This is a genomic window from Salinibacterium hongtaonis (assembly GCF_003065485.1).
GTDB classification, from domain to species: Bacteria; Actinomycetota; Actinomycetes; order Actinomycetales; family Microbacteriaceae; genus Homoserinimonas; species Homoserinimonas hongtaonis.
Genome location: NZ_CP026951.1, coordinates 1,740,377 through 1,762,580, shown reverse-complemented (window position 1 = coordinate 1,762,580; position 22,204 = coordinate 1,740,377). Strand labels below are relative to the sequence as shown.

22 protein-coding genes and 1 pseudogene are annotated in these 22,204 nt (G+C 64.0%); 13 read left to right on the top strand and 10 right to left on the bottom strand.

Going from position 1 to position 22,204, the window contains the following annotated elements:
- Window positions 1–11: 11 nt before the first annotated feature.
- Window positions 12–1,028: a serine/threonine-protein kinase gene (locus C2138_RS08475; protein ID WP_108517054.1), complete on the bottom strand. Its 1,017-nt coding sequence runs from the start codon at window positions 1,026–1,028 to the stop codon at window positions 12–14.
- 182 nt (window positions 1,029–1,210) lie between these two features.
- On the opposite strand from C2138_RS08475, the gene C2138_RS08470 reads away from it, so the two are divergent.
- Together C2138_RS08470 and C2138_RS08465 are read left to right on the top strand one after the other, a co-directional pair.
- Window positions 1,211–2,263 carry an LLM class flavin-dependent oxidoreductase gene (locus tag C2138_RS08470; protein WP_108517052.1) on the top strand — a complete coding sequence of 351 codons (1,053 nt, stop codon included), beginning with the start codon at window positions 1,211–1,213 and terminating at the stop codon, window positions 2,261–2,263.
- Window positions 2,264–2,304: 41 nt separating this feature from the next.
- Window positions 2,305–3,078 (top strand): putative protein N(5)-glutamine methyltransferase, encoded by a 774-nt coding sequence (locus C2138_RS08465; RefSeq protein ID WP_199286520.1) that lies wholly within the window; start codon window positions 2,305–2,307, stop codon window positions 3,076–3,078.
- Between the two features lie 16 nt (window positions 3,079–3,094).
- On the opposite strand, the gene C2138_RS08460 is transcribed toward C2138_RS08465, so the two are convergent.
- Both C2138_RS08460 and C2138_RS08455 read right to left on the bottom strand, forming a co-directional pair.
- Window positions 3,095–3,469: a VOC family protein gene (locus C2138_RS08460; protein WP_108517048.1), complete on the bottom strand. Its 375-nt coding sequence runs from the start codon at window positions 3,467–3,469 to the stop codon at window positions 3,095–3,097.
- Between the two features lie 39 nt (window positions 3,470–3,508).
- Entirely contained in the window at window positions 3,509–4,513 is a 1,005-nt protein-coding gene (locus tag C2138_RS08455) for an NYN domain-containing protein (RefSeq protein WP_108517046.1), read from the bottom strand.
- A 155-nt stretch (window positions 4,514–4,668) separates the two neighbouring features.
- Here C2138_RS08455 and C2138_RS08450 point away from each other — a divergent pair, with 155 nt between their 5' ends.
- The 4 genes from C2138_RS08450 to C2138_RS08435 all read left to right on the top strand — a co-directional run bounded on the left by C2138_RS08450 (window position 4,669) and on the right by C2138_RS08435 (window position 8,507).
- Complete coding sequence (locus C2138_RS08450) at window positions 4,669–5,019, top strand: spore germination protein GerW family protein (protein ID WP_108517044.1); 351 nt, start codon at window positions 4,669–4,671, stop codon at window positions 5,017–5,019.
- Between the two features lie 269 nt (window positions 5,020–5,288).
- Window positions 5,289–6,077 carry an alpha/beta fold hydrolase gene (locus tag C2138_RS08445; RefSeq protein WP_108517043.1) on the top strand — a complete coding sequence of 263 codons (789 nt, stop codon included), beginning with the start codon at window positions 5,289–5,291 and terminating at the stop codon, window positions 6,075–6,077.
- Window positions 6,078–6,171: 94 nt separating this feature from the next.
- Window positions 6,172–6,915 carry a DUF4097 family beta strand repeat-containing protein gene (locus C2138_RS08440; RefSeq protein ID WP_108517041.1) on the top strand — a complete coding sequence of 248 codons (744 nt, stop codon included), beginning with the start codon at window positions 6,172–6,174 and terminating at the stop codon, window positions 6,913–6,915.
- Window positions 6,916–6,968: 53 nt separating this feature from the next.
- Complete coding sequence (locus C2138_RS08435; protein WP_108517039.1) at window positions 6,969–8,507, top strand: SDR family oxidoreductase; 1,539 nt, start codon at window positions 6,969–6,971, stop codon at window positions 8,505–8,507.
- Here the strand turns inward: C2138_RS08435 and C2138_RS08430 are convergent.
- Together C2138_RS08430 and C2138_RS08425 are read right to left on the bottom strand one after the other, a co-directional pair.
- Window positions 8,504–9,964, bottom strand: coding sequence for a SulP family inorganic anion transporter (locus C2138_RS08430; RefSeq protein WP_108517037.1), 1,461 nt, complete (start codon window positions 9,962–9,964; stop codon window positions 8,504–8,506). The two genes, C2138_RS08435 and C2138_RS08430, sit on opposite strands and share 4 nt — an antisense overlap.
- Before the next feature lie 10 nt (window positions 9,965–9,974).
- Window positions 9,975–11,024 (bottom strand): zinc-dependent alcohol dehydrogenase family protein, encoded by a 1,050-nt coding sequence (locus tag C2138_RS08425; protein ID WP_108517035.1) that lies wholly within the window; start codon window positions 11,022–11,024, stop codon window positions 9,975–9,977.
- A gap of 108 nt (window positions 11,025–11,132) precedes the next feature.
- Between C2138_RS08425 and C2138_RS08420 the strand changes: the two genes are divergently transcribed.
- Entirely contained in the window at window positions 11,133–11,426 is a 294-nt protein-coding gene (locus C2138_RS08420) for a hypothetical protein (RefSeq protein WP_108517033.1), read from the top strand.
- A gap of 100 nt (window positions 11,427–11,526) precedes the next feature.
- Window positions 11,527–12,285, top strand: a complete 759-nt coding sequence (locus C2138_RS08415; protein WP_108517032.1) for a YidC/Oxa1 family membrane protein insertase — start codon at window positions 11,527–11,529, stop codon at window positions 12,283–12,285.
- 6 nt (window positions 12,286–12,291) lie between these two features.
- Here C2138_RS08415 and C2138_RS08410 read toward each other — a convergent pair whose 3' ends face one another.
- Window positions 12,292–12,870 (bottom strand): YdeI/OmpD-associated family protein, encoded by a 579-nt coding sequence (locus C2138_RS08410; RefSeq protein WP_108517030.1) that lies wholly within the window; start codon window positions 12,868–12,870, stop codon window positions 12,292–12,294.
- Window positions 12,871–12,938: 68 nt separating this feature from the next.
- On the opposite strand from C2138_RS08410, the gene C2138_RS08405 reads away from it, so the two are divergent.
- Complete coding sequence (locus C2138_RS08405; protein ID WP_108517028.1) at window positions 12,939–13,379, top strand: ankyrin repeat domain-containing protein; 441 nt, start codon at window positions 12,939–12,941, stop codon at window positions 13,377–13,379.
- Window positions 13,376–14,908 carry a DUF7059 domain-containing protein gene (locus C2138_RS08400; RefSeq protein WP_108517026.1) on the top strand — a complete coding sequence of 511 codons (1,533 nt, stop codon included), beginning with the start codon at window positions 13,376–13,378 and terminating at the stop codon, window positions 14,906–14,908. Before C2138_RS08405 ends, C2138_RS08400 begins: the two co-directional genes overlap by 4 nt.
- Window positions 14,909–14,930: 22 nt before the next feature.
- On the opposite strand, the gene C2138_RS08395 is transcribed toward C2138_RS08400, so the two are convergent.
- Window positions 14,931–15,233, bottom strand: coding sequence for a GNAT family N-acetyltransferase (locus C2138_RS08395; RefSeq protein ID WP_108517024.1), 303 nt, complete (start codon window positions 15,231–15,233; stop codon window positions 14,931–14,933).
- A 104-nt stretch (window positions 15,234–15,337) separates the two neighbouring features.
- Between C2138_RS08395 and C2138_RS08390 the strand changes: the two genes are divergently transcribed.
- The 3 genes and pseudogenes from C2138_RS08390 (at window position 15,338) to C2138_RS13740 (ending at window position 17,620) form a co-directional block, all read left to right on the top strand.
- Window positions 15,338–16,453: an Rv2578c family radical SAM protein gene (locus tag C2138_RS08390; protein WP_108517023.1), complete on the top strand. Its 1,116-nt coding sequence runs from the start codon at window positions 15,338–15,340 to the stop codon at window positions 16,451–16,453.
- Between the two features lie 84 nt (window positions 16,454–16,537).
- Window positions 16,538–17,391: pseudogene (locus C2138_RS08385) on the top strand (DUF3097 domain-containing protein).
- 55 nt (window positions 17,392–17,446) lie between these two features.
- Window positions 17,447–17,620 (top strand): hypothetical protein, encoded by a 174-nt coding sequence (locus C2138_RS13740; protein ID WP_199220404.1) that lies wholly within the window; start codon window positions 17,447–17,449, stop codon window positions 17,618–17,620.
- A gap of 89 nt (window positions 17,621–17,709) precedes the next feature.
- Here the strand turns inward: C2138_RS13740 and glpK are convergent, their stop codons facing one another.
- Genes glpK through zapE form a run of 3 tightly spaced genes read right to left on the bottom strand, consistent with a single transcriptional unit; the run spans window position 17,710 to window position 22,092 of the window.
- Window positions 17,710–19,248: a glycerol kinase GlpK gene (gene glpK, locus C2138_RS08380; RefSeq protein WP_108517021.1), complete on the bottom strand. Its 1,539-nt coding sequence runs from the start codon at window positions 19,246–19,248 to the stop codon at window positions 17,710–17,712.
- On the bottom strand, window positions 19,245–20,957 hold the full coding sequence (locus C2138_RS08375) for a long-chain-fatty-acid--CoA ligase (RefSeq protein ID WP_108517020.1): 1,713 nt from the start codon (window positions 20,955–20,957) through the stop codon (window positions 19,245–19,247). The genes glpK and C2138_RS08375 overlap by 4 nt, the downstream gene beginning before the upstream one ends.
- 46 nt (window positions 20,958–21,003) lie before the next feature.
- The gene (zapE, locus tag C2138_RS08370; protein WP_108517018.1) at window positions 21,004–22,092 is read right to left on the bottom strand and encodes a cell division protein ZapE; all 1,089 of its coding nucleotides are present in this window, start codon (window positions 22,090–22,092) and stop codon (window positions 21,004–21,006) included.
- Window positions 22,093–22,204 lie beyond the last annotated feature (112 nt).

Genomic DNA, 22,204 nt, shown 5'->3' with positions numbered 1-22,204 from the left:
GGCTGAGATCTCTACGCGCTCGCTGCGGGGGTGATTCTGCCGGATGCGAGCCCGCCCGATGAGCCGGAGAGAGCGGCGATAACGGATCGCGCCGCCGCGGCAGAGGCTGCAGCCGAGTAGGCCGAGGCTGCCGCCGCAATGCTAACTCGGGCGCGGGCGGGCACGATTTCGTGGGGAAGCTCCGTCGCGGCGATCCACTCAAGCTGGGCCACGACGTCGGCAATATCGATGCGGTCGTATGGCTCACGGGCCGTCATCGACGTGAGCAGGGATCGCCAGTCGCGCGAGAGCGATTCTGGTACGCGAGGGTCATTGATGAGCCGGGCCATCGCTGAGGGGATCGCGTCGCCGGGGAACACTCGCTCTCCTGTGAGGCACTCGATCAACACGAGCCCGAGCGAGTAAATGTCGCTGGGCGGGCCGACGTCTTCGCCGTTGGCCTGTTCAGGGCTCAGGTACGGTGCTGTTCCCGTTGTGGTGCCCGGCGTGAGTGACTGCGGTTTTCCAGCCAACTGAGCAATGCCGAAATCGATGAGTTTGGCACGGGTGCGCTGGTTTCGGTGACTGTATTCGGCGAGAAGGATGTTGCCGGGTTTGATGTCGCGGTGCACCACGCGGCGCTCTCCGAGGTAGCTCAGCCCCTCTGCCAGGTCGGTGCCCAGCCGGGCGACTGAGCCGGGGGAGAGCGGGCCGTGCTTGAGGTGCGATTGAAGGTTGTCGCCGCTGAGCAGCTCCATGACGAGAAATATGGTCGGCGTCTCTGGTCGAGGCACGAAGACCCCGGCATCGAGAACGGTAACAAGGCTCGGATGGTTGAGTGCAGCCAGGGTGCGAATCTCCGCTTCCTGGCGATCGGCGTCTGCCTGATCGACCGCGGCGGCGCGAAAGATCTTAATGGCGACCTCTCGGTCGAGAAACTGATCGTGACCGCGATGGACGGCGGCCATCCCACCCCGGCCGATCAGTGCTCCTAGACTGTAGCGGCCACCCAATAACTTGGGTTCCGCGATCCCCGCTGTCTCTCCCATACCGGAAGATTAGCCCGAAAATCGGGGGTGTCTAGTGGTGCGACATCAATATGTAATACACCGTTCTGTCTACGGTGTAACCACCCAGCGTTGCGGGGCAAAGTCAAGGGAATTTATCGTGAATTTTCGGAGTTACAGGTCAATGTAAACGCATGAATCTACGTCTCGACAGAAAGCCCATCATGACCTCTTCACTTGAACTCGGCCTCGACACGTTCGGCGACGTGATGGCCGAAGCCGACGGCACTGTGCTCAGCCAGGCCCACAGCATCCGCAACATCGTTGACCAGGCAGTGCTCGCCGACCAGGTAGGCGTCGACTTCATTGGCGTAGGGGAGCATCACCGATCCGACTTTGCCGTCTCGGCCCCCGAGGTCGTGCTCGCCGGGATCGCCACCCGCACCGAGCGCATCCGTCTAGGCTCTGCGGTCACGGTTCTCAGCTCCGACGACCCCGTGAGGGTCTTCGAGCGTTTCTCCACCGTTGACGCACTTTCTCATGGCCGTGCCGAGGTCATTATCGGACGCGGTTCGTTCACCGAGTCATTCCCGCTGTTCGGCTTTGACATGAATGACTACCAGCAACTCTTCGAAGAGAAAATCGATCTGTTCGCCGCACTCATCACCAACGAGCCCGTCACCTGGTCGGGCAAACTGCGGGCGGGGCTCACCGATCAGAGCGTGTTCCCCCGCATTGAGAGTGGCACGCTCAAGACCTGGGTTGGCGTGGGCGGCAGCCCGGAGTCCGTCGTTCGGGCCGCCCACTACGGATTGCCGCTGATGCTCGCCATCATCGGCGGAGATCCGTTGCGCTTCGCCCCTTACGCCGAGCTCTACAAGCGTGCACTTGCCCAATTCGGCCGCGAGGAGTTGCCCATTGGCGCCCACTCGCCAGGTCACATTGCCGCGACGGATGCAGAGGCGGCCGAAGAACTTTGGCCGCACTTTAGGGCCAACCGCGACAGCATCGGCAAGGATCGCGGCTGGCCCCCCATCACGCGCGCGGAGTACGAGCACGAGATCGCAGAAGGCGCGCTCTTCGTGGGTTCCCCCGAGACGGTTGCCGCGAAGATCGTTCGGGCGGCCAAGGGCCTGGGGCTCTCTCGCTTCGACCTCAAGTATGCAAACGGCACGATGCCGCACGAGCAGCTGATGCGATCGATCGAACTGTATGGTCGCCAGGTGATTCCGCTAGTGCGGCAGCAGTTGGCCGAGGAACCGCCGATAGCGCTCTAGGTCTGGCGCCAGCGGCTACGGCTGCTGCATGCTGAGGGATGATGACCGACGACGATGTGGTTGCAGCGCTCAGGGCGGCTGGCTGCGTGTTCGCAGAAGACGAAGCGGCACTCCTGCGGGAGTCGGCGGATTCCAACGCCGATCTCGAACGGATGCTGCGGCTGCGCGTTGAGGGCCTACCGCTCGAGCGGATTCTCGGGTGGGCAGAGTTCCGCGGTCTGCGCATCGCCGTGGCGCCCGCAGTTTTTGTGCCGCGCCGTCGCACGGAATGGCTCGCCGAGCGTGCGATCGCCCTCTCCGGCGACGGCAGCATCGTGCTTGATCTGTGCTGTGGATCAGGAGCCATTGCGGCGTCGATAGCAGCGCAAGTGCCGGGTGCCGATGTTTACGCGTCAGACATCGACCCCGTCGCCGCCGCCGTAGCGCGGCACAACGTAGGGGCGGCTAACCGAGTGTTCGAGGGCGATCTCTTTGATGCGCTTCCCGCCTTTCTCAGAGGCAGGGTGAATGTGCTTGTCGCCAATGCGCCGTATGTGCCGACCGACGAAGTGCGATACATGCCGACGGAGGCCAGAGTCTACGAGGCCATCGCTGCACTCGACGGAGGGGTCGATGGTCTTGATGTGCAGCGCAGAGTCGTGGCAGGAGCATCCGAATGGCTCACCGAGACGGGCTGGCTTCTCATCGAGACAAGCGAACGACAGGCCCCGCTCACGGCAGGCGCGTTCGACGCGGCAGGGTTCACCTGCGTGATCGAACGGGACGAATCGTGCGATGCGACGATCGTGGTCGGACGGCACCGGAGGGGGGTGTAGCGCCCACACGGTGGCCTCAGTGCGATGCTCGCGCCAGTTGCTCAGACGCCTCAATAACGCAGAATCGATTTCCGTCAGGGTCTTCGAGCACTACGTAGTCCGCGTCGTCTTCGTAATCCCATTCGACCCGCTGCGCCCCGAGGCTGACCAGCCGGGCGACCTCGGCCGATTGGTCGTCGGCGTAGAGATCGAGGTGATGGCGGCGCCGCGTGCTGGCAGCAGAAGACACAAGACTGAGCGCGAGTTGCGGCCCAGCACCGTCGTGAGGGGCCAGAATCACCCAGTCGTCATCGGGCTCATCCCTCGGGCCGTAGCCGAGGGCGTTCGACCAGAATTCGATGCCGCGCTCAAGGTCGCGCACACCCCACACAATTGAACCGATCGTGAGCATGTCGCACAGTATGCGACACAAAGCTGGAGAACGAGAACGCTACTTTTCGCCGTTCTCCCGCAGCCGGAGGCGCCGAGAGAGGCCGTCTTCGTTCAGTTCGACGATGTTTCCGCGCGACTTCACGAAGTCGGTGAAGTTCTTATACCCGAGCGCCGATTCCTGAAACGACGGGTCCATCCGCAGCATCTGGTTCTTGACTCCCGAGCTTCCCAGCCATTCGGCGTCATTCTTGGCGTGGCCCAGTCGCAGCGCGCGCACGAGCAGGGCAGAAGCCGCCTGCTGGGCCGCCTGCATTGCTCTCTTGCTGGGTGCGGCTGCGCGAGCATCTGCGGGTTCGGCGGATTTTCTGCTTGCGCGGTGGCTGCCCTTTTTGCCGGTTTCGGCCGCGGAATCGCCGCCGTCGGTGGTGCCACCGGCGGCATTCTCGCCCGTCTCGGGCACCTGCTCGACCTCTACCGATGGGGCATCCTCAGCGATGCCGGGGAGTCCGTCGTAATCGGCGAACTCATCGCATGCTGCCGCAAGAAACTTGCTGGTCGACCCGGCGACTCCGATGCCGACGACGTAACGCCCGAGTCGTGCCGCCCGCTGAGCGAGGGGGATGTAGTCGCTGTCACCAGCGACGATCACTACGTGGGTGAGGTCGGGCAGGCGAAACAGGTCTTCGACCACGTCGACCGCGAGCCGGATGTCGGCACCGTTCTTCATCGAACGCACGGCGGGGAAGAGCTGAACGAGATCGACGGCGCGCTCCATGAGTTGACCGCGGTAGCTGGAGTTCACCTCGATCGACCAGTCGGCATAGGCCCGGCTGATCACGATCGAGCCGAACGACGACGCGTAGTCGAGCACGGCCCCGATGTCGACGGTCGCGCGGTCAAGTCGGGATGCGAGATCGCGGTCGTCACGCACGCTATCGGCGGTGATGGAGCGGATGTGTTCTTTGAGAAAGTGACCGCGGCCATAGATCTGATCGAAGCGGCTGATGACGATGTTGTCGAAATCGATGTAGACGGCAACGCGGCCCTCTGTGGGTTCGGCCATTCTGCTGGCTCTTCTCTGCTCGGCGGCTCGTGCGATTACAGTCTGCGGTGTCGGCGGGGCGCGGGGCAATGTGAGAAAGCCTTGGTGCGCGATGCGCTGGTCAACTCCCAGGCAAACGCCCTGGCGCGGGTGCCCTGGCCGAGTATGGTCAGGGAATGTCGAACAACGTAGAAACCCTTTCGGAACGTATGACCTCGTCCGTCGGAACCCGGCTCAGCTACGGCGACAAGGTGACCATCGGTGGTGTCGAGGCTGTGCCCGTTGCGCTCGTGAGCTTTGGCTTCGGCGGCGGAGCGGGAGACATGCAGCACGAAGGCGAGCATGATGCTGGTTCGGGTACGGGCGGTGGCGGAGGGGGCATGAGTGTTCCTGTCGGCATCTATGTGCCTGGCCCACGCGGCCCGCGCTTCGTGCCGAATCTCATCGCTCTGCTCACGGTCAGCATCCCGCTCGCGTGCATCGCCGGGTACTCGCTCCCCAAGATCGTGCGCGCCCTCAAGAAGTAGCCTCACCCTCGATCGTCGAGGCAGATGAGAAATCGCGGGTGCGGGTGGCGCGGCGCCCAGCCGGGGGTACCGTGGTTGGCACACGCGACGGCACCGTGGCTTGCGAACCCCGACGTGAGCCAGCCGCCGCACACTCGTAATCGCCTCGCACCCCCGAGGCACTGCGACGACCCGCGCCCGAACGCGCGTCGGCCTCCTGCGACACCCACAACGGTGAGGCGTTCCCGGATTTCTCGGCGATACCTCAGCCGTTCCCCTGAGGAGACGACATGAGTGACCCTGCCCGCCCCAACGACGTTGCCGGCATCAACGTCCGCACCGACACCTCCGCTCCCACCATCGTTTTGGTTCATGGTGCCTTCGCTGATTCGTCTAGCTGGGCCGCGGTCATCTCCCGTTTGCATTCTCAGGGTTATCCGACCTTGGCCGTGGCCAATCCACTGCGAGGTCTCACGAGCGACTCCGACTACACCCGGTCAGTGCTGGCAACGATCGCAGGGCCGGTGGTTCTTGTCGGGCACGCGTACGGTGGTGCGGTCATTACCAATGCCGCTGTGGGCAACCCCCGTGTCGACGCCCTCGTCTATCTCAGCGCGTTCGCCCTCGACGATGGGGAATCTGTCGTGGGAGCCCTTGCGCTCGGCGGGCGCAGCGAACTCCCCGATCACCTCATCATGAGATCGGTGCCCGGCGAGGTGGAGGCGGAGGCCTACCTCGACCCCGTGCACTTTCACCGGTTGTTTGCGCAAGATCTCGCGCTGGATCACGCGGCCTGGCTAGCCTCGGCCCAAAGGCCCGCATCGCTCGCTACCCTCGGCACGCCGTCGGGGCAGGCGGCCTGGAGGAGCATCCCGAGCTGGTACCTCCTCGCCTCGCGCGACAACATCATTCCGCCCGTTGCGCAGCATGCAATGGCGCGTCGGGCTGGGGCGACCACGGTGGAGATCAACAGCTCGCACGCTGTGATGCTGAGCCACCCCGAGAGAGTGGCCGAAATCGTGATGGCGGCCGCAGATGCGGTGAGCCGGTCGGTGATCGACGACGAGCGGGCGGGGTAGAGAGCAACGCTCGGGGTTCTCCCTGAGTATTTCGCTTTCGATCTCGGGGTCTCACCCGATTCCTTCGGGTCGCATCGCTCCCTAGGCTCAAGACGTGATCACTTCATTGCCATCCTCCGCCCGCATTCTCGCCGTTGTCGCTGCCGCGGCACTCACCATCACGGCGGTATCAGGATGCGTCTTCTTCCCACGTTCCACGTTCAGCGACGACGCATCCATTGATGACCGAGTGGATTCGGTGGTCATCGACAGCGACTCGGGAACAGTCTCGATTACCGGTGTTGAGGGGCTCGACGTGATCACGGTCAACCGCGTGATCAAGCACTATGGCAACCCTCCGGGATCGACTGTGACGGTCGACAACGGCATACTTCTACTTGAGGGCTGCGGCTTTCGCTGCGACGTGAGCTACACGATCGAGGTACCTGCGGGTATCCCCGTCAGTGGCGGCACCGAGAACGGCCTGATCCAGCTCCAGAACCTGGGTGACGTCGATGTGAGCACGAGTAATGGTCGGATCGAGCTCGTTGACATCGACGGCGATGTCGAGGCGAGCACGAGCAACGGCCGGATCAAAGGCACGGGGCTCTCGGGCGGAGACATCGTCGTCGAGACGTCGAACGGCTCGATCGAGCTCGCCCTTTCGACGCCGCAGAGCGTTCGGGCCGAGACATCGAATGGCGGCATCGACCTGACGGTTCCGCGAGGCGAATATCGGGTTGATGCCTCCACGAGCAACGGTCGCACCGACATCGGCATCACCGACACTCCGGATGCGGACAACGAGATCGAGCTCCGCAGCAGCAACGGGTCGATTTCGGTCAAGAGCCAGCAGTAACTCTCATCGAGAGACGGCACCGATTCTCAGAGATCGGCGCTAACGTGCGGCACATGACCGACTCTTCCGCGACCCCTGAATCGACGTCCAAGATGGTGCTGATCACGGGGGCGACGGGTTACATCGGTGGCAGGCTCGTGCCGCGGCTGTTGGAGGCGGGCCATCGCGTGCGCGTTCTAGTGCGAAACCCCCTCAAGCTCGTCGATGTTCCGTGGGCTTGCAGCGTGGAGATCGTTGAGGGCGACCTGTCGGATGCCGAAGCGGTGCGGAGGGCGTGCGAAGGCATCGACGTGCTCTATTACCTCGTACATGCGATGGGAACGAGGGGTGACTTCGAACGGGCGGAGCGAGCCATCGCCGAGACAGTTGCCTCCGCCGCAGCCGCCGCTGGTGTTGGCCGCATTGTCTATCTCGGGGCGCTCCATCCGCTGCGCGCGACACTGTCGCCGCACCTGCGATCGAGAACCGAGGTGGGTCGCATCCTGCTGGAGTCGGGGGTGCCCACCGTCGTGCTCCAAGCGGGGGTCGTGATCGGGTCAGGCTCTGCGTCGTTCGAGATGATCAGGCACCTGACCGATGTCTTGCCCTATATGCCGGCCCCGCGGTGGGTGCGTAATCGCATCCAACCGATTGCCGTACGAGACGTGCTGTACTACCTGCTCGCGGCCGCAGACTTGCCGCCGGAGATCAATCGGGCGTATGACATCGGTGGGCCGGATGTGTTGCGCTATGGCCAGATGATGAACGGTTACGCGCTCGAAGCAGGGCTGCCGCAGCGGGCTATTGCGTCACTTCCGGTGCTCACGCCGTGGCTGGCCTCTCAGTGGGTCAACCTCGTGACTCCCATCCCTCGCAGCCTCGCCGTGCCCATCATCTCCTCCCTGCAAAACGATTGTGTCGTGCATGAGCACGACATCGATGAGGTCATCCCGCCTCCCCCCGGTGGGCTGACCGGCTACCGCACGGCGGTCAGGCTCGCGCTCGGCAAGATGCGTGAGAATCAGGTCGAGACGAGCTGGCAAGATGCCTCCGTGGGTGGCGCCCCCAGCGATCCGCTGCCGAGCGACCCCGACTGGGCAGGTCACACGGTCTTTGTTGATGTGAAGGAGCGGCGCACCGACGCGAGCCCAGAGCAACTCTGGAGCGTGATTGAGGGAATCGGGGGCAAGAACGGGTGGTATTCACTCCCGCTCGCCTGGGCTCTGCGGGGGTGGATGGACAAACTGGTCGGGGGAGTGGGTCTGCGACGCGGGCGCCGTGACCCGCACCGACTTCAGACCGGCGATGCTCTCGACTTCTGGCGGGTCGAAAGGCTCGAGCGAGGTTCGCTGTTGCGGCTCAGGGCGGAGATGCGGGTACCGGGGCTCGCCTGGCTTGAGATGCAGGCGATTCCGGATGGCGATGGCGCGCTCTACCGGCAGCGTGCAATCTTCTTTCCCCGCGGGCTCAGCGGAAGGCTCTATTGGCTCGCGATTCTGCCGTTTCACGGCATCATCTTCAACGGAATGGCCAACCGCATTACGGCAACGGCGGCGGCCCTGCGGCGAGATGCTCTCCAGGTTTCGGCAGAGGCTCAGCCCGCGGTTTCCTAAAGAAATCCGGAGAGGCGCCCATGAAGCGCAGTGCTTCGCTCGTCGAGCCCGGTGAAGGTCACCGTGCACCCATGCTCCGCATATTTGGTCTGCACCGAATCGAGCACGGCGACCGTTGAGGCATCCCAAATCTGGGCTGCGCTGAAATCGATGACGACTTCTGCGGCATCGTCTGCGTACGAAAACTGTTCGACCAGGTCATTGCTGCTGCCGAAGAAGAGTGGGCCGCTGACGGTGTAGCGCACCCGGCCGTCGGCCTCGGTGCGGCTCACTCGTGCCACATGCGCCACACGGCGGGCGAAAAGCACCATCGCGAGCACCGCCCCCGCGGCGACGCCGATTGCGAGGTTGCTCGTCACAACAACGATAGCCACGGTCGTGAGCATGACGAGCGTCTCGGAGAGCGGCATCCTGCGCAACGTTGACGGCCGCACGCTGTGCCAGTCAACGGTACGAATCGCCACGATCATCATCACGGCGGCCAGAGCGACCATAGGGATGAGCTCCATCACGCCGCTGAGCACTGTGACGAGCAGAAGCAAAAACACTCCCGCCACGAACGTAGAGATCCGCGTTCTCGCCCGGCCCAGCTTGACGTTGACCACGGTCTGGCCGATCATGGCGCATCCCGCGATGCCGCCGTAGAAGCCCGCGAGAATGTTGGCGATTCCGAGCGCCCACGACTCACGACCCTTATTCGAGCGGGTGTCAGTGATGTCGTCGACAAGCTTTGCCGTGAGAAGGGTCTCCATGAGACCGACGAAGGCCACGCTCAGAGCGGTCGGCCAGATGATGCTCAACGTTTCAAGGTTGAGAGGCACGAGAAGGGGAGTGATGCCGGGAAGGCCGCCTCCGATCGCACCCTGATCCGCAACGGTCGGCAGGTTCAGATGTGCGACCGCGGTGATCGCCGTGGCCACGACGATCGCCACGAGCGGTGCGGGAACCGCCGTCGTAAATCGCGGCAGAATGAGCACGATTGCCACGGTGAGCGCGAACAGCGGGTACACGAGCCAGGGCACACCCAGCAGATGCGGAACCTGGGCGACAAAGATTAGGATGCCGAGCGCATTCACGAATCCGATCATCACCGACCTGGGAATGAATCGCATGATGCGGGCGAGCCCTGTCACCCCAAACAGCACCTGGATGAGGCCAGCCAGCACGACGGCCGGGAGCAGGTATTCGACTCCGTGCTCCTTGACCAGGGGAGCGACCACCAGTGCGACTGCTCCGGCGGCCGCGGTGATCATGGCGGGTCTGCCGCCGAGAAATGACATCGAGATCGCCAGAACCACCGACGCGATGAGACTCACCTTGGGGTCGACTCCGGCGATCACGGAGAACGAAATGACTTCGGGGATGAGCGCGAGAGTCGTGACGACTCCTGCGAGCACCTCAACGGTGAGAGCCCGCGGGCTGCGGAGTACGGCGAGAACGGTGGGTGCGGTGGTCACTCACCCAACTCTATGGGCGCACCAGCACCTTGGTTGCGCGTCGCTCGTCCATGGCTGCATAGGCTTCTGCGATCTCGGTGAGCGGGACCTCAAGGTCAAAAACGAGGCCGGGGTTGATGGCGCCGCTGAGCACCTCGGGCAGCAACTCTTCTATGTATCCGCGCACGGGAGCAACACCGCCGTTGACACCGACATTCGTGTTGAACAGTCGCCGGATGGGCAGTTCGGGGCCTCCGTTGGGAACTCCGACGTACCCGACCATTCCGCCGGGCCGGGCTGAGCGGATGGCCTGGTCCATCGACTCCTTCGTACCAACGCATTCGAGCACAAAGTCGGGGCCAATGCCGTCGATCATCTCCTTGAGTCGGGCCACACCCTCGTCGCCCCGCTCGGCCACTATGTCGGTTGCGCCGAACTCGCGCGCGATCGCGGCGCGTACATCGTTGCGCGACATTGCGACGATTCGGGATGCTCCCAAACGCTTGGCTGCGAGCACGGCGCAGAGGCCGACGGCGCCATCGCCCACGACGGCAACGGTGCTGCCGGCGGTGACCCCGGCCGAAACGGCCGCGTGGTGGCCGGTTCCCATGACGTCGGCGAGCGTGAGAAGGCTCGGGATGAGGTCGTCGGTTGGCATCTCGGGGGTCGCCACGAGCGTGCCATCGGCGAGGGGAACCCGAACGCGATCGCCCTGAGCCCCGTCGACAAAGTTGCCGTTTCTGTCGACCGCGCCCCACCATCCGCCATTAAGGCACGACGTGCTCACGCCGTTCGCACAGTTCACGCAGGTGTTGTCGCAAAAATAGAACGGGGCGATGACAAAGTCGCCGGGGCTAACCGTGGAGACAGCCGCGCCGACCTGCTCGACGATGCCCACGAACTCGTGCCCGATTCTGTGCGGCTCAGTGGTCGGCGTCACGCCGCGATAGGGCCACAAGTCAGAGCCGCAGACACATGCTGCGACAACCCTCACCACCGCATCGGTGTCTGCAATCAGCTGGGGTTCGGGGGCTTCTTCGAGGCGAACATCCCGTTCGCCATGGATAACCGTTGCACGCATGCAGAGAAGTCTAGGCAGCCCGGCTCCCGCCCGCGGCATACCTCTGGTCTGCGTAGCCGAGATCGAGGCAACCGAATACGATGAGGTCACACGACGGGAGGGGGAACGGTGACCACGATCAAGCGGAATCTCATCATGGCGCTCACCCTGTCGTTCCTCGTGGTTGCCTGCGCACAGGTCGAACCGTCTGCGCTCATCGTCGCCGCTGTCGCCGCGGTGGCCATCTCCGCCCTGCTCGGTTCGCGACAGGCAGCCCTCGCCCTGGTCGGGCACGAGATCACGATCGGCAACCGGGCCAGAGAGCATCGGGATGCTCTGAGCGTTACCCCTTCACCGCAGCACCCCGACACGGCGGGACGCACCCGCTCGCGTGCCCCGGCGCGGCAGCTCCCGGCCGCATAGCGCACCGCGCAGCCCTCCGCGCCCCTAGACGGGCGTCGTCGTTGTCGATGCCGCGCGGCCATATGGCCCCAGCATCCGTCGACCAGAGGACACCTTTCTCATGGATTTTTACGCGTTTGGCCCTATTGCCGCCGTGCTCGACACGGCTTATACCCTCATCACTGCCCTCGTGGATTTTCTTGACCCTGTGGCCGGAGCGCTCGCCGCAGCCCTAGCCATTGCGCTCGTTACGGTCGGGGTGAGGGGCGCTCTCGTGCCCTTTGGCGCGGCACTCGTGCGGTCGGAATACACCCGCAGACGAATTGACCCGCGTCTCGCGGCGCTACAACTCAAGTACAAGAAGAAGCCGGAGATGCTGACTCAGAAGACCATGGAGCTCTACCGTGAAGAGAAGGCATCACCGCTGGCCGGTATCGCGCCCGCGCTGCTTCAGGCGCCGGTTCTCTCCATTGTGTACGGCCTGTTCATTCTCACCGAGATCAACGGTCATGAGAATGCGCTTCTCGGCGCAGACCTCTGGGGCGCCCGGCTGGGGGACTCCCTGTTTGCCGCGCTCGGCGCAGGGGCGGGCCCGTCCGTGATCGTCGTGTATCTGGCGGTGCTCGCTGTGATCTCTGCCACCTCGTGGTTCACCCGCATGACCGGGCTCGCGTTCGCCGCGTCGGCGCCGCGGTTCGAGGGGGCGCCGGATGTGCCTCCAGCAATGGTGCGCACGATGGGGGCGATGAGCTGGCTGCCGTTCATCACCGTCGTTTTTGCGGCCGTGGTCCCCTTGGCGGCGGCGATTTACCTCGCGGTCAGCACAGCCTGGACCCTCGCGGAGCGCACGATTCTGCGCAGGGTGCTCGCTCCGCGGTAACGGGCCTCAGAACAGTTTCTCGCCCCGTTCGAGCATCTCGACGAACTTGGCGGAGCGTGCGACGCGCGTCTCCGGCCGTTTTGCCCCGCTCACGCGAAAGATCACGCCCCATCGGTTCTGCGCGTTGAGGGCCTCAAACGCCGCGGCAGCGGTCGGAGAAGCATCGAGAGCAGCCTGAAGTTCGTCGGGAACGGGCGCGTTTGCTGTGCGGTAGGCGGCAGCCCAGCGGCCGTCCGCCTTGGCGGCCTCGACCTGGGCGATGCCGGCCGGTCGCATCCTGCCCTCTTCTGTGAGTCGCGCGACATGCTCCCGATTGCGCTGAGACCAGATGCTCCGGGCACGTCGCGGAGTGAACGACTGAAGTACGAAATCCTCGTCGAGGGAGTTGAGCTGACCGTCGATCCAGCCAAAACAGAGGGCAACATCCAGGGCCTCTGAATAGCGAAAGCCGGGCTTCGTGGAGGCCTTTTTGCGCATTTGCAGACGAACACCGGGAGAGGTGTCACCGTGCTCCTCGAGCCACGCCTGCCACTCCTCTGCCGTGGCGAGATAGAGGATCGGTTTGTCGTTGTGCGCGATCACCATTCCACGGTAACGCGAGCTGCTGACATCGGCAGCGGGTACCGTTGAATTCCGCACGTCGAAGGAGCACCATGGCCGACACCACCACCCCAGAACTCACTCCAGAAGAGCACGACTTTCTCGAGTCGGTGTTCGAGATGGCGCGTACGGGGGCTGTAGAGCAGCTGGCGCCCCTCCTCGATGCGGGAATCCCGGTCGACCTCACCAACTCACGGGGGGACACCCTTCTCATCCTTGCCGCGTATCACCAGCATCCCCAAGCGGTTGCAGCGCTTATCGAGCGAGGAGCCGACGTCAACCGCGTCAACGACATGGAGCAGACGGCAATGTCGTGCGCCGTGTTTAGAAACAACTCCGAAATTGTCACCACGCTGCTCGCCGCAGGAGCAGACCCCGACCTCGGCGGTCATACAGCGCAGGCGATAGCCCGCCAGTTCGGCCTGGCCGAGATGGAGGAGCTGCTGCGCTCTCATGCGTTGCCGGGCAACGACTCGAACGGCGGCGCGGAATGACGTCTCGCGCAGACGCGGCCCTGGTAGCCAGGCTTCGCTCTGATCTTGAGGCATGCCAGTTTTCTGTTGAGTCGCTGACCGAGCTCTGGGGAGAACAGGCGGATGCCGCCCTCTTTCGCGGCCAGCGAGTTCCGGCGCTGCGCGCAATCGAGACGGTCGACAGCCCGCTGGCCACCCTAGCCAGGGCGTTCATCCTCGGACTTCCGGTCACGATTCCCGATTTCACGGCAGCAATGCCTGCTCTGGGCATCGACGGAGCGGTCGCCCTGGGCCTCGTTGACTACGCAGGGTCATCGGACGAAGCGCAGTGGGTCGTGCCGCGGCTCGATCTGCGCCCCTATAGCTTCATCGATTCACACGGCGCTGGCGAGTTCTTTATCGCGAGCGATCTGGGTGAACTTGCGCTCGGCCATGCCATTCCTGAGCACCATGTGCTCGGAGTCGGAGGAGCGTCGATGACCCTGAGCGGTCTCATGGTGGGAGACCCCGTGGGAACCGTGCTCGACCTGGGCACTGGATGCGGCATCCAGGCATTGCACGCGGCCCGGCACGCGCAGCACATCATCGCTACAGACATCTCTGAGCGCGCACTTGAGCTTGCAGCGCTCAACGCAGAGCTCAACGGAGTGCCGAGCATCGAGTTTCGCCTCGGGAGTCTATTCGAGCCGGTCTCGGGAGAATCGGTCGATCAGGTCGTGTCGAACCCGCCATTCGTGATCACTCCCCGCACCGAGGGAGTGCCCGCCTATGAGTATCGGGATGGCGGCATGGTGGGCGATGCCCTTGTCGCCTCGGTGATTCGCGGCACGGCTTCTCATCTTCGGCCGGGAGGGACCGCCCAGATGCTCGGCAACTGGGAATACACGCAGACCGCCGATGCCTTCGACCGCATTGCCGAATGGCTCGAGGCAACCGGTCTCGACGCGTGGATTATCGAGCGCGAGGTTCAGTCGGTCGAGCAGTATGCAGAGACCTGGATTCGGGATGGTGGCACCCGCTCTGGCACGCCGGAGTTCGATGAGCTCTACCGGGCATGGCTCGATGACTTTGAGGAGCGCGGCGTCACGCGCGTTGGCTTTGGCTACATCGCTCTTCGCAAGCCGGTCTCGGGGAGCCCGTCGCTTCTCCGCCTCGAGCGCCTCGACGGGCCTCTCGGCTCAAGCGCCCTCGGCGCCACAATCGCCGCGTCCTTCGCTGCCAACGATTGGCTTGTCGCTGTCGGCGACGCAATTGCGGATGCTCGTCTCACCGTCTCTGGCGATGTCACAGAAGAGCGGCACTACTGGCCCGGTGCCGAGGACCCCACCGTCATGACGCTGCGCCAGGGAGGGGGCTTCGCGCGGAGCTACCCGCTCGACACCGCCGTGGCAGCCGTGATCGGTGCGTGCGATGGCGAGCTCAGCATCCGCGCCATCGTCGACGCGATCGCTCAGTTGCTCGAGGTCGATGGGGTAGCGCTCCTCGTCGAAACGCTGCCGAGCATCAGAGAGCTGGTTTTTGCGGGAGTTCTACTGCCGCCCCAGCGCTAATCTGCCGCGGGGCCCGCTGAACTCAGCCCTCAAGCACGTGCGGAGGGTCGACGATGTCGTCGTAGTCGCGGTGCTTGATCACATAGGCTGCGGCCATGGGGCACAGGGTGACGACCCGCTTGCCCTGAGCGCGGATGTCGTCGAGTGCCGCCGCGATCAGGGTCGTGCCATAGCCGTGGCCCGTGTGGGCGTCGTCAACCTTGGTGTGCAAGATCACGCGCCGGTCTCCGTGGTCCCGGTAGTTGATATGCCCGATCTCTTCACCGTCGAGACGAAGAACGTAGTGGTGGATCTCGGGGGCATTTTCTACTGTCGGCTCGCTCATGGCTCCATCATCACCTGTCTATATGAGTGATCCGTGAACATCGAGGTGTCGCGGCCCGCGATTCGCGGCGTGCGATCCGTTCGAAACTATGTTCGAATAGACCCATGCGATGGAGTGGGCAAGAGATCAACAGCGAACAGGCCGACGTGCTTCCGGGCCTCGCGCGCCTCAATAACCTGGTGCGCACGGTGCGAACTCCGGAGTTTGAGGGCATTACGTTTCATGAGGTGCTGGCCAAGTCCGCGCTGAACCGCGTGCCGGGTCAAAGCCACATGCCGTTTGGCTGGACCATCAACCCCATGCGCGGTTGCCTCCACCAGTGCACGTACTGTTTTGCCCGCCCGACCCACACGTATCTCGATCTCGACTCAGGCAAAGATTTTGACACCCAGATCATTGTCAAAGTGAATGTGGCTGAGGTGCTTTCTCAGGAGTTGGCGCGGCCGAGTTGGGGTCATCATCCGGTCGCCCTCGGCACCAACACCGACCCGTATCAGCGGGCGGAGGGCCGCTATCGGCTCATGCCCGGAATCATCTCAGCCCTGGCATCCACCGGCACGCCTCTCTCGATTCTCACCAAGGGCACGCTGCTTAGGCGGGATCTGCCGTTGTTGGTCGAGGCGAGTGAGCACGTTCCCGTCGATTTGGCAATGTCGATAGCGATTTACGACGACGATCTCCAGCAGTCGGTTGAGCCAGGGACTCCCACTGCTAAGGCCCGACTCGCCACCGTGACGGCTGCCCGCGAGGCGGGGCTCGATTGCACGGTCTTTCTCATGCCGATTCTGCCATTTCTCACGGACACACGCGCCCACCTTGATCTCGCGCTCGCTCAGATTAAAGAGTCGGGAGCGACCTCCGTGGTCTACTCGGCGCTTCATCTGCGGCCGGGAGTTCGCGAATGGTATTTCGCCTGGTTAGAGCGGGAGTACCCGCATCTGGTCGGTCGCTATCGCAGCCTTTTCGCTAAGGGGGCTTACGCGCCCAAGGAATACCGATCCTGGCTGGCAGCCAAGGTCAAGCCGCTGATTCGTGCGCACGGACTCGAGCGCGGCAGAGAAGACCCCGCAACGGGCGGGGTGCACTCCAGCGCTCTGGGTCGCGCCCGGAATGCGGCCGACACGCCACAGGGCGTCGGCAGCGAGGGGTCGCTCATCGCGGAGGAGATGCCGCCGGCCATGGCCGCCCGCATGCGCGAGATGCAACCGACGCTGTTCTAGGGGCGACCGCTCGCGGGGGAGCTCGGTGGTGTGGGCCGGCCGTGGCTGATATTGCGGGAAGGGGCCAGCGGATACCCTCAAAGGGTGAACGACGATAACTTCGGACCCGATCGATACAGCGCCGACGTGCTCGCGGACTTCTCTCGTCGGCGAGGCCCGGCTCCTGTTCCGAGCGTCGCCGCGGACAACGATTTGGTCATCGAGTGGGCCGATACGGGATACTGCGGAGCCGTCGTCGGCATCGATGGTCGCCATGTGCAGCTCGAGGACTATGCAGGAAAGGTGCGCCTCTTTCCTCTGGGACCGGGATTTCTTCTCGAGGGCAAACCTGTTGTGCTCACGGCCCCGAGAAGACTGCTGCTGCGGGCACGCTGCGCTCCGCATCGGGCTCTTTTGCCGTCACTGACCACAAGGCGAGGGTGGCGAGGGGTAGCCGCATCTTCGTTGAGGGCCGCCATGATGCAGAACTCGTTGAGAAGGTATGGGGTCACGACCTTCGCATCGAAGGTGTCGCGGTGGAATATCTCGAAGGCGTCGACGATCTCGACGCGATCGTGCGCGACTTCGCCCCCACCCGAGAGCGTCGACTGGGTGTTCTTGTCGACCACCTGGTCGCGGGATCGAAGGAGAGTCGCATTGCCGACGCTGTGGCGCGGGGTCCGTCCGGTGCGAACGTTCTCGTCGTGGGGCATCCCTACGTGGATATCTGGCAGTCGGTGAAGCCGGCCAGGGTCGGCCTGGAACGGTGGCCTGTTATCCCTCGCAGCATCGAGTGGAAGAAGGGCATCTGCGATGCCCTGGGCTGGCCTCACGAAGAACAAGCCGATATTGCCATGGCATGGAAGCGCATCCTGGGAACCGTTCGAAACTACGCAGATCTTGAGCCGGTGTTGCTGGGGCGAGTCGAGCAACTCATCGACTTTGTCACCGAGGAATAGCCCATCCGCGCGCCTCTGTGTCTGCGAGAGCCCCAGGGGGCGCTAAAGTCGAAGCATGAACGTCGTCGCCTTCGTGTTTTCTTTCGTGATCTTCCTCGGTGGACTCGCGCTGATGGGTTACGCCTCAGCAGTGTCCGGCTTTGAGCTCATCATGTTCCTGGGCGGCATTATTGCGGTGGCCATCGCCGTGGCAATCCCCGTCCACGTGCTCAAGCGCGTCGACCGCTAAGAGCTCGATCGCTAACGGCGGCTCGATCGCCAACAGCTCGATCGCCAACAGCTCGATCGCCACGGGCAGAGCGCTCGCACCGAGGTCTGCTAACGAACGTCGTCGTCGACCCAGCCGAGCGTGCGCTTCACCGCTTTGTTCCAATTGCGGTTGAGTCTGTCGCGCTCCTCTGGAGCCATGGTGGGCTCCCATCGGCGGCCCTCCTGCCATTTGGATCGCAGTTCGTCGAGGTCGCTCCAGAAGCCCGTCGCGAGACCGGCCGCATACGCTGCCCCCAGAGCTGTCGTCTCGCCGATATTTGGTCGCACCACCGGTATGCCCAGGATGTCGGCCTGAAACTGCAGCAGCGTTGAGTTTTCCGTCGCACCGCCGTCGACCTTGAGCTCTGTGAGCGTGGCCTCGGTATCTGCCGTTGCGGCATCCAGAACCTCACGTGTTTGATACGCGATCGATTCCAGCGCAGCCCTGGCAATGTGGCCCTTGTTCACAAAGCGCGTAAGGCCAACGAGCGCGCCGCGAGCATCCGGCCGCCAGTGGGGTGCGAAGAGCCCCGAGAACGCAGGAACGAAGTAAGCACCGCCGTTGTCGTCAACCGAGAGGGAGAGAGATTCGACCTCGGGTGCCGAACCGATGATGCCGAGGTTATCGCGCAGCCATTGAACGAGGGAGCCAGTAACGGCAATCGATCCCTCAAGCGCGTAGTGGGTCTCGGCGTCGCCGAGCTTGTAGGCGATGGTCGTGAGCAGCCCGTGCGTGCTGCGCACCGGCTCGGTTCCCGTGTTGACGATGAGAAAGTTGCCTGTGCCGTAGGTGTTCTTGGCTTCCCCCGCGGAGAACGCAGCCTGACCGAATGTTGCCGCCTGCTGGTCTCCGAGGATGCCGGCGATAGGCGTCTCGCGGAGCAGGCTTGACGACGACGCGTGGCCATAGATCTCCGCTGAGGACCGCACCTCAGGCAGCATCGTGCGGGGGATGTCGAACGCTTCGAGGATGTCGTCTCGCCACTGCAGGGTGTGCAGGTCGAGTAGCAGGGTTCGGCTCGCGTTCGTCACGTCCGTGGCGTGCACCCCGCCGCGCCTGCCGCCCGTGAGGTTCCAGAGCACCCAGGTATCTGGGGTGCCAAATAGAAGGTCTCCGTTTTCGGCCCGCTCCCGCGCACCTTCGACGTTCTCGAGAATCCAGGCGATCTTCGTGGCCGAGAAGTAGGTGCTCAGTGGGAGCCCCGTGGCCTCGATGAAACGGTCGAGGCCACCATCCTCAGCCAGCCGATCGATGATCGACTGGGTGCGGGTGTCTTGCCACACGATCGCGTTGTAAACAGGCTTGCCGGTGTTCTTGTCCCACACGATGGCCGTTTCGCGCTGGTTGGTGATGCCGACTGCGCAGATGTCGTGGCGGGTCAGGTCGGCCTTGGCAAGGGCGAGCCCGATGACCTCGCGCACATTGCCCCAGATCTCCATGGGGTCGTGCTCGACCCATCCAGCGCGGGGCAGGATCTGCCGGTGCTCTCGCTGCCCTGCGCTCACGACATCGCCGCTGTGATCGAAGATCATGGCACGGGAGCTTGTGGTCCCCTGGTCGATGGCAAGAATGTAACGGGCTTCGGGCGTCTGGGCTTCGCTGCTCATTTCAGCAGGTTATCGCGCACCACCCGCCGCAGCGTCTTGCCGATCAGGGACTTGGGCAGTTCGTCGGCCGAGACAACGCGGCGGGGAACCTTGTAGGGCGTCAGCAGTGTGCGGCCATGGTCGCGCACGGACTCGGCATCAAAAACAGCACCGGCGCGCAGCACGACAACGGCGACGACATCCTCGCCGCTGTGATCGCTCGGCAGGCCGACAACGGCGGCGTCGACGACATCGGGGTGGCTCTTGAGTGCGTCCTCGACCTCGCTGGGCGACACGTTGAAGCCGCCGGTGATGATCAGTTCCTTGATGCGGTCCACGATGCGCACAAATCCGTCGGAGTCCAGCGCCACAATATCGCCCGTGCGAAACCAGGGTGCTCCGCCGTGGGGGTCTGCGACGAACACGGCCGCGGTCTCTTCGGGTTTCTTCCAATAGCCGCTCATCACCTGCGGGCCGCGAACGATCAGTTCGCCCGCCTCGCCACTGGCCCTGTCGATCGTGGGCTGTTCGGGGTCGACGACGCGCACCTCGGTGTTGGGCAGCGGCAGGCCGACAGTGCCGGCCTTGCGGTTGCTGTGCACGGGGTTCGCCATCAACACCGGGGCCGTCTCAGACAGGCCGTAGCCCTCAACGAGGTAGCCTCCTGTCGCGGCCTCCCATGGCTCAACGAGCGCTGTCGTGAGGGGCATGGCGCCGGAGATTGCGATGTGAATGCCGTCGAGCGATGCGCCGGTCTCATTCGCTGCGGCACGCAGTCGTTCATAGATCGGGGGCACCGCCGGCAGAAAGGTCGGCGGATGCTTGCGGATGACCTTGAGCACGAGCGCCGGGTCGAACTTGGGGAACAGGACCAGGCGGGCGCCGATGCTCATGGCAAACGTGAGACACAGCGTCAGGCCGTAGGCGTGGAACATGGGCAGAACCGCGTACACCACGGCCGTTCCTCGGGGAATCGTGGGGGTCCAGGCCCGCGCCTGGGCGGCGTTCGCGCTGAGGTTCAGGTGGGTGAGCGTGGCCCCCTTCGGTCGCCCTGTTGTGCCGCTCGTGTACTGAATGACGGCGACGTCGTTGACCGACGGCTTGGGAACATCCGCAGAGATGGGGTCGGACTTCACGAGCGTCTGCCACGCAACAGTGCCCGAGACCGATGTGGTGAGGCCAGATCTGGTCTCGCGAACGCTCGGAATGGGCATGCGCAGGGCAACCCTCGTGAGTGGCGGCATGGCGCGAGTGATGTCGACTGACACGATCGCGTCGACCGCAAGGTCGGAGGGAAAGTTCTGAATGTTCGCGACCACTTTGTCCCACGCGATAACCACTTTGGCCCTGTGGTCTTCGAACTGATGGCGCAACTCTGGGGCGGTGTAAAGCGGGTTGTGCTCAACCACGATGGCGCCGAGCCGGAGCACCGCGTAGAACGCGACAATGTGCTGAGGGCAGTTCGGCAGCACGAGAGCAACGGGGTCGCCCGCCTTCACTCCGAGGGCACGGAGCCCTTCGGCCGCCCGGTTGATTTGCTCGCCGAGCTGGGCATACGTCGTGGTCGCGGTAAAGAACTCGAGGGCGACGAGGTCGGGGAACTCCTGCACAGAACTCTCGACAATGTCGAGGAGGCTACCGGTGGGGAGAGGGATTTCGTGGGGCACGTCCGGGGCATAGCTGGCGAGCCAGGGACGGGCGGTTTCGTACTGTGCGGGCTGCGGGTTCACCTGACAACTCTAAGTCAGTGTGAGGTGGCGGTCGCCGTGAGCGGGGCTACCCCTCGCGCCGGAGTAGGGCGAGCCTGCTCGCGGTGCGGGCAACATCTATGGGCAGACCGTCTAGGCCGAGCCCCATTTCTTCGCGATCGGCAGCCGCTCCGCGAACGGTCGGTTTCGGCCCACCTTCAAGCACCTGCTCGGGGGTGAGGTCGCTGACGAACGTCGTGCGGATGCCGCGGTCATTGAGCACATCGACCAGATTGAGAAAGCGCTGCCGCGCTTGCGGGCTGCACGTCGTGAGTCGAGGGACTGCCTCGATAACCCAGTCGTTCCACCTCTCTGCCCATGAGAGGTAGTCCCCGGCCGAGGTTGGGGCCTCACAGAGATCCGCGAACGTAAACCACAGCTGAGTGGCGTCAGCCCGTCGAGCCGTGAACGTTCGACCCCCACTCGTGAGCGCCTGCAGCTCTTCTGGCTCAGGGGTCGGCTCCGGCGCTGAGCGTTGCCATGAGCCCTGAGAGAACCCGTGGCGGCGGTCGTCGGCACGTTCGACCCTGCGGTAGTCGGTTGCGCCATCGACGGCCACGACGGTGAGGTTGCGTTCAATAAGGTCGATCCCGGGCTCAAAAAGGTGGTGAAACATCTCGTCCGGCAATAGGCCAGAAGGGGGATAGTTCGACGTGGCGAGAAGGGGAACGCGGCGGGTCTCGAGGTCTCGAAGTACCCGAAGTGCGAGGGTCGCATCGCCGGCATCGTGCAAATGGAACTCGTCGAAATAGAGCAGGTCGACGCCATCGACGAGTTCGTCTATTGCCGTGTCGATCGCGCCGGGCTGGGGGATTCCATTGCGATACAGGTCGAGCTGCAGCTGACGGTAGAACGAGTGAAAGTGCACGCGGCGTTTGCTCTCGACCTCCACGGCGTCAAAGAAGGCGTCGGCGAGCCACGTTTTGCCGCGCCCGACCGTGCCCCACACATAAAGCCCCTGCCACCCGGCACTGCGATCTGCCGGCAACCCAGCGCCAAATTCGGCCAGCGCATCGGCGACGGCTTCCTGGTGCGAATCAAGGGTGTGCCCCGCACGGTCAGCCGCCCGCGCAATCGACTGGCGGATGCGGGCACCGGGGGAGCGAAAGGGAATCACCCGTTAACGCTAGCCGCCCCACGGTGGTTCGCCGACCGGTGCCGGATTAGCGCCCGCTGTGCCCCTCCGCTCGCACAATTCGGCGGGCTACTCTCAGCCACTTCCCGGTTGT